The organism is Streptomyces aquilus (genome assembly GCF_003955715.1).
Classification (GTDB): domain Bacteria; phylum Actinomycetota; class Actinomycetes; order Streptomycetales; family Streptomycetaceae; genus Streptomyces; species Streptomyces aquilus.
This window is the reverse complement of the sequence record NZ_CP034463.1, coordinates 1,794,553-1,808,761: the sequence shown is the minus strand read 5'-3', so window position 1 is coordinate 1,808,761 and position 14,209 is coordinate 1,794,553. Positions and strand designations below refer to the sequence as shown.

9 protein-coding genes are annotated in these 14,209 nt (G+C 72.9%); 3 read left to right on the top strand and 6 right to left on the bottom strand.

Annotation, left to right across the window (positions count from 1 at the left end; translation table 11 throughout):
• The first annotated feature begins 110 nt into the window (after positions 1-110).
• Together EJC51_RS08300 and EJC51_RS08295 are read left to right on the top strand one after the other, a co-directional pair.
• Positions 111-1,949 (top strand): HSP90 family protein, encoded by a 1,839-nt coding sequence (locus tag EJC51_RS08300; RefSeq protein ID WP_126270466.1) that lies wholly within the window; start codon positions 111-113, stop codon positions 1,947-1,949.
• A 2-nt stretch (positions 1,950-1,951) separates the two neighbouring features.
• Entirely contained in the window at positions 1,952-4,885 is a 2,934-nt protein-coding gene (locus EJC51_RS08295; RefSeq protein WP_126270465.1) for a tetratricopeptide repeat protein, read from the top strand.
• A 46-nt stretch (positions 4,886-4,931) separates the two neighbouring features.
• On the opposite strand, the gene exaC is transcribed toward EJC51_RS08295, so the two are convergent.
• From exaC to xylB, 6 genes are all read right to left on the bottom strand, one after another.
• On the bottom strand, positions 4,932-6,455 hold the full coding sequence (gene exaC / locus EJC51_RS08290) for an acetaldehyde dehydrogenase ExaC (protein WP_126270464.1): 1,524 nt from the start codon (positions 6,453-6,455) through the stop codon (positions 4,932-4,934).
• 77 nt (positions 6,456-6,532) lie between these two features.
• Complete coding sequence (locus EJC51_RS08285) at positions 6,533-7,795, bottom strand: GAF domain-containing protein (RefSeq protein WP_126276877.1); 1,263 nt, start codon at positions 7,793-7,795, stop codon at positions 6,533-6,535.
• Between the two features lie 92 nt (positions 7,796-7,887).
• Complete coding sequence (locus EJC51_RS08280) at positions 7,888-8,493, bottom strand: N-acetylmuramoyl-L-alanine amidase (protein ID WP_126270463.1); 606 nt, start codon at positions 8,491-8,493, stop codon at positions 7,888-7,890.
• A 44-nt stretch (positions 8,494-8,537) separates the two neighbouring features.
• On the bottom strand, positions 8,538-9,551 hold the full coding sequence (locus EJC51_RS08275) for an acetamidase/formamidase family protein (RefSeq protein ID WP_126270462.1): 1,014 nt from the start codon (positions 9,549-9,551) through the stop codon (positions 8,538-8,540).
• Between the two features lie 417 nt (positions 9,552-9,968).
• Positions 9,969-11,177 carry an ROK family transcriptional regulator gene (locus EJC51_RS08270; RefSeq protein WP_126270461.1) on the bottom strand — a complete coding sequence of 403 codons (1,209 nt, stop codon included), beginning with the start codon at positions 11,175-11,177 and terminating at the stop codon, positions 9,969-9,971.
• Between the two features lie 58 nt (positions 11,178-11,235).
• Complete coding sequence (gene xylB / locus EJC51_RS08265; protein WP_126270460.1) at positions 11,236-12,672, bottom strand: xylulokinase; 1,437 nt, start codon at positions 12,670-12,672, stop codon at positions 11,236-11,238.
• 139 nt (positions 12,673-12,811) lie between these two features.
• Between xylB and xylA the strand changes: the two genes are divergently transcribed.
• Positions 12,812-13,978, top strand: coding sequence for a xylose isomerase (xylA, locus tag EJC51_RS08260; protein ID WP_126270459.1), 1,167 nt, complete (start codon positions 12,812-12,814; stop codon positions 13,976-13,978).
• Positions 13,979-14,209: the final 231 nt, after the last annotated feature.

Genomic DNA, 14,209 nt, shown 5'->3' with positions numbered 1-14,209 from the left:
CGGCCACCCGGCCGTGCCGAAAGCGTGCACGCACCTCCGTCAGTGCCTTCCGAGCCACCGGCCACCCGGCCACCGACCACCTCCGCCGTTCCTTCACCCCGGACTGCCCCATGCCCCTGCGTCACAACGCCGCCGACCCCGCCGCCACCGACCGCACCTTCCAGGTCGACCTCCGCGGCCTGGTCGACCTCCTCTCCCACCACCTCTACTCCAGCCCCCGCGTCTACCTGCGCGAACTGATGCAGAACGCGGTCGACGCCCTCACCGCGCGGCACGCCATCGAGCCCGCCGGCTCCTTCGGCATCCGCCTGTACGCGGACGGCGTGACGGTACGCGTCGAGGACGACGGCGTCGGTCTCACCGAGGCCGACGTGCACACCTTCCTCGCCACGATCGGCCGCAGCAGCAAGCGCGCCGACCAGGTCGCCGAGCAACGCGCTGACTTCATCGGCCAGTTCGGCATCGGCCTGCTCTCCTGCTTCCTGGTCGCCGACGAGATCCACGTCGTCAGCCGCTCCGCCCGCACCCCCGACGCGCCCGCCGTGGAGTGGCGCGGCCGCGGCGACGGCAGCTACACCGTCCGCACCCTGCCCGCCTCCGCCCGCCCCCGGCCCGGTACGACCGTCACCCTGACGCCGCGCGCCGACGCGGACGAGTGGACCCGCCCGACCCAAGTCCACGCGTTGGCCCGCCACTTCGGCTCCCTGCTGCGCCACCCGGTGACCTTCCACGACGGCTCGGGCGGCCCGGCCGTACCGGTGAACCCCGAGCCCGCGCCCTGGTCGAGCACGTACCCCACGCCGGGAGCCCGCTCCCGCGCGCTGGCCGCGTACGGCGAAGAGGTCTTCGGATTCACGCCGTTGGACACCATCGAGCTGGACCTTCCGGCCGTGGGCCTCAAGGGCATCGCCTGTGTACTGCCCGAGGCGGTGCCCGCCGGGCGGCGCCACGGCCACCGCGTGCACGTCAAGGGCATGCTCCTGTCCGAACAGGCCGAGGAGATCCTGCCCGAGTGGGCGTTCTTCGTCCGCTGTGTCGTCGACGCCGAGAGCCTGCGCCCGACCGCGTCCCGCGAGGCGCTCTACGAGGACGACACCCTCGCCGCCGTCCGCGACGCGCTCGCCGAACGGCTGCGCGAGTGGATCGCCCGCGCCGCCGCCAGCGACCCCGAACTCCTGGGCCGCTTCCTCCAGGCCCACCACCTGGCCGTGAAGTCCCTCGCCGTGCACGACGACGAGATCCTGCGGATGCTGCTGCCCTGGCTGCCGTTCGAGACCACCGCCGGGCACTGCACCCTCGACGAGTTCGCCCGCACCCACCGCACCGTCCTCGTGACGTCCAGCGTCGAGGAGTTCCGGCAGGTCGCGGCCATCGCCTCGGCCGCCGGACTCGGTGTCGTCAACGGCGGTTACACCTACGACCGTCAACTGGTCCACCGGCTGCCCGAGATCAGGCCCGAGGTCACCGTCGCCGACCTCGACCCGGCCACCCTCACCGCCCACCTCGACCCCGTCGACCGGGAGACGGAACTGGCCGCCGCGGCCTACCTGGCCCAGGCCCGCGACGCCCTCGCCGTCTTCGACTGCGACGTCGCCCTGCGCACCTTCCAGCCCGCGTCCGCCCCCGCGCTGCTCGTCGACAGCCGCGAGGCCCGGCACGAACGCACCCGCTCCCAGCTCGCCCGCGAGCAGGAGGGCGGCCTGTGGGGCGACATCCTCGGCGCCCTGCGCCAGGAGGCGCCGCGCGCCCAGCTGATCCTCAACCAGCTGAACCCGCTGGTCCGCACCGCCGTCACCATCGACGAACCCGAACTGGCCCGCACCAGCGCCGAAGCCCTCTACGGCCAGGCCGCGATGCTGTCCCGGCGCCCGCTCAGGCCCGCCGAGTCGAGCCTCATCAACCGCTCCTTCCTCGACCTCCTCGCCCACGCCCTCCGCAAGGACAGCTGACGATGACGACCGCACCCCAGACCACCGATGAGCTGTACCAGGCGCTCCAGGAGAACGACCGGCGCCCCTACGGCCGCACCCGTACCGTCACCGCCGAGGAACTCGTCGACGCCGCCGAGCAGTTCGGCGAGCCCGGCCCGCTCATCGACGCGCTCCTCGAACTCCAGGAGGCGTACACCTACGGCTCCGAACCCCGTAAGTCGCCCGTCGTCTTCGCGCGCCTGCTCACCCTCTTCGACGAGCAGCCCGACGCCTTCGACGAGCGCCTGCGCCACCAGCTGTTCTGGCGGTTCAAGTGGGTGGCCCACGCCCTGCGCCAGCTGCCCGAGATACCGCTGGCCAGCCTGAACCAGTGGCTCACGGAGATGCGCGAGCGGTACGAGAAGGCCGACCTCGGCCTCCAGCCGTACTACGGACAGGCCTACCAACTCGCTGCGCACGTGGGCGAGGACACCGCCCTCGCCTACGACCTCTGGGCGGCCCGCACCCGCACCCGGCTCAGCGACTGCGAGGCCTGCGAGACCTGCCAGCGCGCCCGGTACCTGCTCCGGGCGGGCGACGACGAAGGGGCCCTGCGCGCCTTCGAGCCGGTCCTCGCCGGGAAGGAGTCCTGCAAGGAGGAGCCCGCCCGCTCCGCCTCGTACGCGCTGCTGCCACTGCTGCGCACCGGCGACACCGACCGGGCCCGCGAACTGCACCTCACCGGCTACCGCGCCTGCCGCCGCAACCCCTCGATGTCCGAAGAGGTCGGCCGGCACCTGGAGTTCTGCGCGCTCACCGGCAACGAGGCCCGCGGCCTGGAACTGCTCGCCGAGAACCGGAACCTGTTCGACGAGGTCGACTCGCCGCTGGACCAGCTCGGCTTCCTCACCGGCGTGGAGGTCCTCCTCCAGCGCGTCGAAGCCCTCGGCCACGGCGAACTGCCCGCCGCCGGATACCCCGGCCGCACCTGGACGGTGGCCGGCCTGCGCGCCGAGGTGCGCGGCCGCGCCGACGACCTCGCCGCCCGCTTCGACGCCCGCAACGGGACCACCACCCACGCCGACCGCCGCAGGACCCGCCTCGACCGGGCCCCGCTGCTGGAGCGACTCGAACTGACCCTGCGCACGCGGGAGCTGGACGAAGTGGCCCAGGCCGCCCCGGCAGCGGCGCCCACCACCCCCGCGGCGCCCGCCGTCCCCGAGTCCCTGACCGAACTCATCCTCCGGGCCCGGGAGTTGGACGAGGTGGGGCACCCGGAGGCGCAGGTCTGCTGGGCACGCCTGCGCACACTCGTCGCCGACCCCGGCTACAGCCACCCCGACGACCCGGCCGTGGGCCCGCTCGTCCGCCTGCGCGCGGACCTGCTGGCCGAAGAAGCCCACCGGGCGGGCGCCAAGGAGGAGTACGCCGACTCCGCCGCCCTCCACGAGGAGGCCGCGGCCCTGTACGACGACGCCGGCGAACCGGCCGACGCCGCCGTCTGCCGTGCCTGCGCGCTGCTCGCCACCGCCGAGATCCCCCCGCGGGGCGAGGACGCCGCCGAGGTGCGGATCGCCGGGCTGACCGACGCCCACGCCGCCATGGTCCGGCTGCACGAGGAGACGCCCGACCTCGCCCCGTACCAGGAGGCCCGGCTGCTGCGGCTGCGGGCCACCACGCTCGCCGTACGCCTGCAGACGTCCGGGAACGAGGAGCACATCGCGCCGGTCCACGCCGAGATCGAGCTGCTGCACACGTTCGCCACCCGGCACGAGCTCGCCGGGCAGGTCTCCGGAGCCCTGCTGCTGCGAGCCAGCACCTACGCCGTCTCCGGCGACCTGCCCACCGCGGTCACCGAGATCGACGCCCTCCTCGCCCGGCTGAGGGAGCACGGCCCCGCCTGGCACCTGCCGCGGACCCTCGGGCTGCGCGGACGGCTCCAGCTCGGCCTCCGGGACGCCGAGGCCGCGTACACGGACCTGAGCGAGGCCCTGCGGCTGGCCGCCGACTGGCCGGCCGACACCGTCGACACCACCCGCCTCCACGGCGACCTGGCCGAGACCTGCATGCGCCTGGGCCGCCCCGAGGAGGCCCTGCGGCACCTGACGCGCTCGGCCGAGGCGGACCTGCGCCGCGGCAGCCGGACCGACGCGTTCTGCTCCTACAGCAACGCGGCCCAACTCAGCCTCGACCTGGGCCGTGTGGAGGACTGCATCGCGCTGCTCGACTCCCTGCTGATCGAACCGGACGTGGTCTCGGGCGAGTTGGACGACCGGCTCGTCGCCCAGCTGCGGCTGACCCGCGCCCGCGCGCTGCGCACGGGCGAGGACCTCAAGGCCGCCACGGCCGAGTTCGTCGCCCTCGCGGCCGAGTCGGCGGGCTGGGACGACGACCCGGGCAGCCACGCCATGATCGCCGCGGAGACGGCCGTACTCCTCGGCGAGTCCGGCGAGTTCGAGCGGGCCCGCGCGGCCGTGGACCAGGCACTCGCCGCCCACACCAAGGAGCCGCGCTACGAGATGCTCAGCAACTGCCTGCGCGAACTGGCCCGCCTCCAGGCCCAGCAGCAGGGTCCCGACGGTCTCGCCGACGCCCGCGCCTTCCTCACCGACGCGGGCCGGATAGCCGACGAGGCCCGAGCCGCCGCGTACGAGGCCCACGGCCGGTCCCTGGACAGCGCCCTTGCCTACGAGCACGGCCGGGTCAACGCCTACGCCGGCGAGTACGAGGACGCGCTGACCGCCCTGGACAAGGCCCTCGCCCTGCTCGGCGAGCCGGGCCGGGAGGAGGACCACGCCGGGGAGTGGGCCGAGTGCGTCCGCCTCGCCGGCGCCGTGGAGGGCCTCTACCTGGAACGCCCCGCCCCGGCCCTCACCCGCCTCGACGCGGCGATCACCCGCCTGACCGCGCTGGGCCACACGGACGAGACGCAGCCCCTGACGGCCCTGGCGGCCCGCCTCCGCGACGAGGCGTGACACACCGGTGCCGGGGCCACATCCGCCCCGGCACCGGAACCCCTCTCTAGAAGAAGCCCAGCTTCCGCGGCGAGTACGACACCAGCAGGTTCTTCGTCTGCTGGTAGTGCTCCAGCATCATCTTGTGCGTCTCACGGCCGATCCCCGAGCCCTTGTAGCCGCCGAACGCCGCGTGCGCCGGGTAGGCGTGGTAGCAGTTCGTCCACACCCGGCCCGCCTGGATCGCGCGGCCCGCGCGGTACGCCGTGTTGACGTCCCGGGTCCACACGCCGGCCCCGAGGCCGTACAGCGTGTCGTTGGCGATCTTGATGGCGTCGTCGAAGTCGTCGAAGGACGTCACCGAGACGACCGGGCCGAAGATCTCCTCCTGGAAGATCCGCATACGGTTGTCGCCCTCGAAGATGGTCGGCTGGACGTAGTAGCCGCCCTTCAACTCGCCGTCGTGCTCGATGCGCTGACCACCCGTGAGGACCTTGGCGCCCTCCTGCCGGCCGATGTCCAGGTAGGAGAGGATCTTCTCCAGCTGGTCGTTGGAGGCCTGGGCGCCGATCATCGTGTCCGTGTCGAGCGGGTGGCCGGTCTTGATCTGCTCGGTGCGGGCGACCGCGGCCTCCATGAACTCGGCGTAGTGCCCGCGCTGGACCAGCGCCCGCGACGGGCACGTGCACACCTCGCCCTGGTTGAGGGCGAACATGGTGAAGCCTTCGAGCGCCTTGTCGCGGAAGTCGTCGTCGGACCTCCAGATGTCCTCGAAGAAGATGTTCGGGGACTTGCCCCCGAGTTCGAGGGTGACCGGGGTGATGTTCTCCGAGGCGTACTGCATGATCAGCCGGCCGGTCGTGGTCTCGCCGGTGAACGCCACTTTCGCCACCCGCGGACTGGACGCCAGCGGCTTGCCCGCCTCCACGCCGAACCCGTTGACGATGTTCAGCACCCCCGGCGGCAACAGGTCCGCGACCAGGCTCAGCCAGTAGTGGATGGACGCCGGGGTCTGCTCGGCCGGCTTCAGCACGACCGCGTTGCCCGCGGCGAGCGCCGGCGCCAGCTTCCAGGTCGCCATCAGGATCGGGAAGTTCCACGGGATGATCTGTGCCACGACCCCGAGCGGTTCGTGGAAGTGGTACGCCACCGTGTCGTCGTCGACCTCGCCGAGCGAGCCCTCCTGCGCGCGGATCGCACCCGCGAAGTAGCGGAAGTGGTCGATCGCCAGGGGGATGTCGGCGGCCAGCGTCTCGCGCACCGGCTTGCCGTTCTCCCAGCTCTCCGCCACGGCCAGCGGTTCGAGATACGCCTCCATACGGTCCGCGATCTTGAGCAGGATGTCGGAACGCTCGGTCACCGACGTCCGCCCCCAGGCCGGCGCCGCCGCGTGCGCCGCGTCGAGCGCCCGCTCCACGTCCTCCGCCGTGCCCCGCGCGACCTCGGTGAACGGCTGCCCGTTGACCGGCGACGGGTTCTCGAAGTACTGCCCGCGAGCCGGGGGCACGTACTCCCCGCCGATGAAGTGGTCGTAGCGCGCCTGGTAGGAGACGATCGCGCCCTCGGTGCCGGGCGCCGCGTAACGGGTCATGCTGCTCTGCCTCCCTGCGAAGCGCTGCCCGCCGTTGGGCAGCTCTCGGCGCGAGGCTAGGCAAGCGGAGGTTGCAACTACGTTGCCGCCGGCCGCCAGACGAGCTCGGACTCCAGGGCCGCGAGCCGGGCCCGCACCGCCGCGGTCGGCCGCGCCGCCGCCAGTGCCCGCCATACGTCGAAGTCGTCCTCGCCCCAGGGCGTGTGCACCCAGTCCGCCAGCAGGTCGGGGTCGCAGCGGGCGATCAGCGCCGTACGGAGCCCGTCGGCGAGCCGCTCCCGCAGCCGCACCACCGCCGGGGCCTGCGAGGAGGGCAGCAGCGGACCGGAGTACGCCGTCGCCGCGGCCGTCACCGCGCCGGTCTCCAGCCGTCGCTCCACCACGGAGACATCCGACTCGACCGGCACCGTGAGCCGGTACGGGCGTGACTCCAGCAGCCCCGGCCCGAGCACCCGGCGCAGCCGCGCCAGTTCGGCCCGGAGCGTCACCGGTGTCACCGACTCGTCCTCGTACAGCGCGCACAGCAGTTCGTCACCGGTCAGCCCCTCCGGATGGCGGGACAGCAGCACGAGGAGCTCGCTGTGCCGGCGGCTGAGCCGAACCGCGCGCCCGCCGACCACCAGCCGCGCCTCGTCACGGCCCAGCGCGCTGAGCTCCGCGAGGTCGGTGGCCGGCATCTCCGGCGCGAGCAGCGCGAGCTGGGACTCGGCGGCCCGCGCCACCGCCTGCACGAACCCCAGGCTGTGCGGATGAGCGAGCCCGTCCCCGCCGGTGATGTCGACGGCACCGAGCACCCGGCCCGTGCGCGGATCGTGCACCGGGGCCGCCGCGCAGGTCCACGGCTGCACCTGCCGGATGAAGTGCTCGGCCGCGAACACCTGCACCGGCCGGTCCACGGCGACCGCCGTACCCGGCGCGTTGGTCCCGACCGCGGTCTCCGCCCAGCGCGCACCCGGCACGAAGTTCATCCGGTCCGCCCGCCGCCGGGTCGACGCATGCCCCTCGACCCACAGCAGCCGGCCGTGCGCGTCGCACACCGCGAGCAGATGCTCGCCGTCCGCCGCGAACGTGCCCAGCAGTTCACGGAACAGCGGCATCACCCGCGCCAGGGGATGCTCGGCCCGGTAGGCACCGAGGTCGCCGTCCAGGAGCTCCACGCTCGGAGTGGCGTCCGGACCGACACCGGCCCGCGCGGAACGCCGCCACGAGTCCGCCACCACCGGACGTACCGGCCGCGGCACGGTACCCCCCTCGGTGAACGTCTCGTGCGCCCGGCGCAGCATGCGCAGGTGCTCGGCAGGGTCGGCCCCCGGCTCCAGGGCCACCCATGGATCGGTCAACTCGGCCTCCCGGAAAGGCGATGCGGCTGGTGCCATCGTCACTCCCGGTACGCGCCCGGACAACCTTTTCGACCGCAGTCACCCGTACGACGTCACCGGGCGGCCTGTTCGACCGATCTCAGGTAGCGCCCCCAGTCCCAGTACGGCCCCGGGTCGGTGTGGTCCGTGCCCGGCACCTCGTGGTGTCCGATGATGTGCGCCCGGTCGATCGGGATGCCGTGCCGGACACAGATGTCCGCCGTGAGCGCCGCCGACTGCTCGTACAGGGCGTCGGTGAAGTACGCCGGCCGGTCCACCCACCCTTCGTGCTCGATGCCGATACTGCGCGTGTTGTACTCCCAGTTCCCCGCGTGCCAGGCGATGTCGGCCTCCCTGACGCACTGCGCGATGTTCCCGTCCCGCGAGCGGACCACGTAGTGCGCGGAGACCTTCTTCGCGGGGCTCTGGAAAACGCCCAGGGTCTTGCGGTAACTGGTCTGTGTGACATGGATGATCACCAGGTCGACCGGGCGGGGCGTGAGGTGGTCCGCGGCCGTGAAGTTGGCGGAGGTCGCGGGCTGCCATTCGGCGGTGGCATGGTCGACGGCGTGGGTCTCCGCGCCCGCCGGCGGGTCGGGCAGCAGGGCGTACGGGACGGCCGCGAGGGCTGCGCCCTTGAGTAATCGGCGTCTGCTGGGCAGCGGTCTCGCCCGTTCCATGGTCGATAAGCCTTTCGGTGATGTGGTGTTGATCGAGACGCGGCTCAGGCGAGAAGGGTTGCGGCCGTCTCCCGGAGTCGCGCGTGCACACCTCGGTGGGTCTCCCGCGCGGGCAGCCACTCCTTGCGGATCTTCGCCACGCACGTGTAGTTGGTGTCGCACACGTTGGCCAGCGGCGACTCGACGGCCTGGGTGGCGAACTGGTACGCGTCCAGCTCGCTGAACCCGTAGTCCCGCACCAGCCACCGCACCAGGTCGAGCTGGGATATCCGGAACGCGTCCTCCAGCGGGCGTGCCGACCCCGTCGAGATGATGTGGGTGTCGGACTCGATGCGCGGCCAGGGTGTGGCGAGCCCCTTCAGCAACTCGACGATCACCACCGTGTTCATCGCGCACTCGACGGCGACCCCGCAGGTCTCGCCCTCGCCCTGCCGGGCGTGCCCGTCGCCGAGGCTGAGCAGCGCGCCCTCCACGTTGACCCCGAGGTAGCAGGTGACGCCGGCCCGCATCTCCGGTGTGTCCATGTTCCCGCCGTGCGCGTCGGGCACCAGCGCCGAGCGGACCTCCAGATTGGCCGGAGCCACGCCCACCGTGCCGTGCATCGGGTCCATCGGCAGCTCGATCTCGATGTCGCTGTCGTGCGCCCGGAACAAGGCGGTGCGACGTGTCCGGTCCAGCTGCCAGATCCACACGGTCTCGGGGAGCGGGGGTTGGAGGGTGGCCGTGGTCTGCGTCGAGGTGAGCGCGCCGAAGAGGGGGACCGTGGTGGACGCGGCCCAGTCCCGTGCCGGTTCGATCGACACGAAGTGCACGGCGACGGTGTCGCCCGGCTCGGCGCCCTCGATGTGGAAGGGGCCGGTCTGCGGATTCAGGAACGGGAACTCGCATACCTCGGACACCAGGTCCTTCTCGGACCGCACCCGGCCGGCGAAGCAGTCCTCGGTGTACAGGTCGAGGACCGTGCCGGGCGCGATGCGCGCCACGGGTGGGACGCCGCCGAACGTCCAGGCGTATGCGCCCGGTTCGGGTCGGACGGTCAGGATCCGGGGCTCGCTCATTGCTGCACTGCTCCGTTCGGGATGGCGTCGTATCAGTACGTCCGGCCCCGCTGTCATGGCGGTTGCGCCTCGCGTGAATCACGGTACGGCGCGGGCGGGGTGGGCAGAAGGGCGCGGTGGGTTTCGGTGGACGACGCCTGATCTGTGGATATCTCGATCACCCACAGGGGTGAAGTGGGCCTCGGTTCACGGCCGTTCGGCCAAGGGCCGTCCGTGAGATCGAGCCTGTTCGGGCAAGGGCCGTGCGTGGGGTCAGGCCTGTTCGGACAGGGACCGTGCGTGGGGTCAGGCCTGTTCGGACAGGGACCGTGCGTGGGGTCAGGCCTGTTCGGACAGGGACCGTGCGTGGGGTCAGGCCTGTTCGGACAGGGACCGTGCGTGGGGTCCGGCCCATTCGGACAGCGACCGTCCGTGGGATCAGGCCCGTTCCGCCACCGCGGCCGGGTCGTCCAGGACCGCGCGGACCACCGAGTGCGCGGCACCCAGCAGCGGTCCCTCGGGACCGAGCCGCGACACCGACACCGGGCAGGCGGGGCCGGCGGTACGCCGGTCCAGCTCGGCCTCCAGCGCGGGCAGCAGCCAGGGCGCGAGTCCGGACAGCGCGCCGCCGAGCACGACGCTCTCCGGGTCCAGCAGGTTCACCGCCCCCGTCAGCGCGACCCCGAGCGCCGCCCCCGCCTCGCGCAGCGCACGCCGTACGGCCTCGTCACCGTCGGCGGCCCGGCCCGCGAGCAGCCCGACGCGGTCCTCACCCGGTGCGAGCCCCGCGGCCCGCAGCACCGCCTCCTCACCGGCGTACTGCTCCAGACACCCACGCCCCCCGCACGGACACAGCGGACCCTCCGGCTGCACCGGCACATGCCCCAGCTCGCCCGCGAAGCCGCGGGTCCCGCGCAGCAGACCGCCGGCGACGACGAGCGCCGCACCGATACCGATCTCCGCCGACACATGCAGGAAGTCGTGCGGTGTGGCGTCCCCGAGCCAGAGCTCCGCGAGCGCGCCGAAGTTCGCCTCGTTGTCCACGGTCAGCGGGTACGCGGAGGGCAGCAGGGCGCCGAGATCGATGTCGTGCCAGTCGAGGTTCGGGGCGCGGACGACGGTGCGGGCGTCGCGGGCGACCAGGCCCGGCACGGCCACCGCTAGCCCCGCCGGCCACAGCCCCTCGCCCTGCGCCTCGGCGACGACCCGGTGCACCAGTTCGGTGAGTTCCCCGATCACGGGCCCGGGGGCACGGCCGCGGTTCGCCACGTGGCGTTCGGCCCGGGCCCGCACTTGTCCGCGCAGGTCGACCGCGCAGACCGCGAGATGGTCGACGCCGATCTCGGCGCCGATGCCGGCGGGGCCGTGCCCGCTGACGGCGAGTGCCGACCCGGGGCGGCCCACCCGGCCCGGCCGCTCGGGTCCCAGCTCCTCCAGCAGGCCGGAGCGTATGAGCTCGTCGACGAGGCTGGACACGGCGGCACGGGTCAGGCCGATCCGGGAGGCGACCGCGGCACGGGACAGCGGGCCCTCGGCGCTGACCGCGTGCAGTACCCGGGCCAGGTTGCGGCGGCGCATGCCCTGCTGGGTGTCGGGCAGCGCGCGCCCCGGACCGGCCGCGTGGGTGTCGTGCAGCGGTGCGGTCATGCCTCCCTCAGTCCCTCAGTCCCTCAGTGACTCAGTCCTCGGTCATCGGATGTGCCTCTCAATGACCGCCCGCCAGCAGCGGAGCCGCGTCGGAGAGTACCCCGGAGATCCTCGCCATCGTCGCCTCGTCCCGCTCCACGGCCTCCAGCACCGGACCGGCGGTGGTGTTCCAGCGCCGGGCGACCGCGGCTGGGTCCTCGCCGGTCAGCAGGCCGGCGGCCTGCGCGGCGGCGCCGAGCGCGACCAGCTCCTTGGCCTCCGGGATCTGCACGGGACGCCCGGACAGCCGTCGTACGGTCTCCTGCCAGGCCCGGCCTCGGGCGCCGCCGCCGATCAGCAGCAGCGGGGTCGAGCGGTCCGCGTCCTCGTCCAGAACCAGGTCGAGCGCGCCGAGGAGGGCGTGCACGGCGCCGTCGTAGGCGGCCTGGAGCAGCTGGCCGCCGGTCGTGTCGTGGCGCAGACCGTGCAGCAGGCCCGAGGCGTTCGGCAGGTTCGGGGTGCGCTCGCCGTCGAGGTACGGCAGGAGTGTGACGTCGGAGGTGGGCTCCACGGCCTCGCGGTCCAGGCCGAGGAGGGCGGCGACGCGGTCGACGGCGAGGGTGCAGTTCAGGGTGCAGGCCAATGGCAGCCAGTCGCCGTGCGCGTCGGCGAAGCCGGCCACCGTGCCGGTCGGGTCGGCGGGGCGCCGCTTGGACACCGCGTACACCGTGCCCGAGGTGCCCAGGCTCAGCACCGGGGTGCCGGGGCGCAGGCCGAGGCCCAGAGCGGCGGCCGCGTTGTCCCCGGTGCCGGGGGCGACCAGAGTGCCCTTCGAGAACGGCAGGTCGTGGCTGTCGCGCACGGTGCCCGCCACCTCGCCGGGGCGGACCACGCGCGGGAGCAGCGCCGGGTCGAGGCCCACGTGGGCGAGGATCTCGGTGTCGTACGACTCGGTCGCCGACGCCCACCAGCCCGTGCCGGAGGCGTCGCCGCGGTCGGTGGTGCCCTGGCCGGTGAGGCGCTCGGTGAGGTAGTCGTGCGGGAGGCGCACCGACTTCGTCGCGCGGATCGCCTCCGGTTCGTGCTCGGCCAGCCACGCCCACTTCGTGACGGTGAAGGACGCGCCTGGCACGCTGCCGGTGCGCTCCGCCCAGGCCTTCGGGCCGCCCAGCTCCTCGATCAGCCGCGCGGCCTGCGGCGCCGAGCGGACGTCGTTCCACAGCAGGGCCGGGCGCACCGGCTCGCCGCGCTCGTCCAGCGTGACCAGGCCGTGCTGCTGGCCGCCGATGGACACCGCCGCGGCCTCGTGCGCGGCGTCGCCGCACTGGCGCAGGGCCTCGCCCAGGGCGTCCCACCACTGACGCGGGTCGCTCTCGCGGCCGGCGCCGGACGACACGGTGTGCGGCGCCTGACCGCTCGCGACCACCCGGCCGGTCGACGCGTCGACGACCAGGGCCTTGGTGGACTGCGTGGACGTGTCCACGCCGACGACGAGCGGACCCTCGGCAGCTGACATCGGGTTTCTCCCTCATGTGCGGCGTGTCTCCCTCTGGAGACATCTTGTCTCTTCCCTGAGACGCGTGTGCATACTAATTTGTAAACCGCCATGACGAAATAGTCGTGGAGAGCAGTCGTCAGCGAGTAGGAGCCGCGGCATGAACTACCAGCCCACCCCCGAGGACAGGTTCACCTTCGGCCTGTGGACCGTCGGCTGGCAGGGAAGGGACCCGTTCGGCGACGCCACGCGGCGTGCCCTGGACCCTGTCGAGACCGTGCAGCGCCTGGCCGAGCTCGGCGCCCACGGTGTGACCTTCCACGACGACGACCTGATCCCCTTCGGGTCCTCGGACAGCGAGCGCGAGGGGCACATCAAGCGCTTCCGGGAGGCCCTCGACGCCACCGGCATGAAGGTGCCGATGGCCACCACCAACCTCTTCACGCACCCGGTCTTCAAGGACGGCGGCTTCACCGCGAACGACCGTGACGTGCGCCGTTACGCGCTGCGCAAGGTCATCCGCAACATCGACCTGGCGGTCGAGCTCGGCGCCGAGACCTACGTCGCCTGGGGCGGCCGCGAGGGTGCCGAGTCCGGCGCCGCCAAGGACGTCCGCGCGGCCCTGGACCGCATGAAGGAGGCCTTCGACCTCCTCGGCGAGTACGTGACCGAGCAGGGCTACAACCTGAAGTTCGCCATCGAGCCCAAGCCGAACGAGCCCCGCGGCGACATCCTGCTCCCGACGGTCGGCCACGCGCTGGCGTTCATCGAGCGCCTGGAGCGCCCCGAGCTCTACGGCGTCAACCCCGAGGTCGGCCACGAGCAGATGGCCGGGCTGAACTTCCCGCACGGCATCGCGCAGGCCCTGTGGGCGGGCAAGCTCTTCCACATCGACCTCAACGGCCAGTCCGGCATCAAGTACGACCAGGACCTCCGCTTCGGCGCGGGCGACCTGCGTGCCGCCTTCTGGCTGGTCGACCTCCTGGAGAGCGCCGGTTACGCGGGCCCGAAGCACTTCGACTTCAAGCCGCCGCGCACCGAGGACCTCGACGGCGTCTGGGCGTCGGCCGCGGGCTGCATGCGCAACTACCTGATCCTCAAGGAGCGTTCGGCCGCCTTCCGTGCCGACCCGGCGGTCCAGGAGGCGCTGCGTGCCGCGCGTCTGGACGAGCTGGCGCAGCCCACGGCTGCGGACGGCCTGAAGTCGCTGCTCGCCGACCGCACCGCGTTCGAGGAGTTCGACGTGGACGCGGCCGCCGCGCGCGGTATGGCCTTCGAGCAGCTCGACCAGCTGGCGATGGACCACCTGCTGGGTGCGCGCGGCTGACCCGTACGCGTGCGCACGTCATGACCGCACGCGCGCGTGGACCCGCGGCGCATCTGCCGCCCCGGGTTTTGTCAGGCACGCGCGCGTGCAGCGGTGGCCGGCCTCCGCATGGAATGCTCCGGAACCATGCCATCCATGGCATGAGTCCGTATCAACTTCCGTGCGGGGGTCGCGCCCTGCCCGCTTCGCGGCGACTCTGGACGGTATGGCCATGCCGCCCGTACCGCCTCA

What these genes read in the sequence shown, in the direction of transcription:
- EJC51_RS08280 (WP_126270463.1), bottom strand. Translation starts at nt 8,493, where the DNA reads ATGGAACGGGCGAGACCGCTGCCCAGCAGACGCCGATTACTCAAGGGC.
- EJC51_RS08275 (WP_126270462.1), bottom strand. Translation starts at nt 9,551, where the DNA reads ATGAGCGAGCCCCGGATCCTGACCGTCCGACCCGAACCGGGCGCATAC.
- xylB (WP_126270460.1), bottom strand. Translation starts at nt 12,672, where the DNA reads ATGTCAGCTGCCGAGGGTCCGCTCGTCGTCGGCGTGGACACGTCCACG.
- exaC (WP_126270464.1), bottom strand. Translation starts at nt 6,455, where the DNA reads ATGACCCGTTACGCGGCGCCCGGCACCGAGGGCGCGATCGTCTCCTAC.
- EJC51_RS08295 (WP_126270465.1), top strand. Translation starts at nt 1,952, where the DNA reads ATGACGACCGCACCCCAGACCACCGATGAGCTGTACCAGGCGCTCCAG.
- xylA (WP_126270459.1), top strand. Translation starts at nt 12,812, where the DNA reads ATGAACTACCAGCCCACCCCCGAGGACAGGTTCACCTTCGGCCTGTGG.
- EJC51_RS08270 (WP_126270461.1), bottom strand. Translation starts at nt 11,177, where the DNA reads ATGACCGCACCGCTGCACGACACCCACGCGGCCGGTCCGGGGCGCGCG.
- EJC51_RS08300 (WP_126270466.1), top strand. Translation starts at nt 111, where the DNA reads ATGCCCCTGCGTCACAACGCCGCCGACCCCGCCGCCACCGACCGCACC.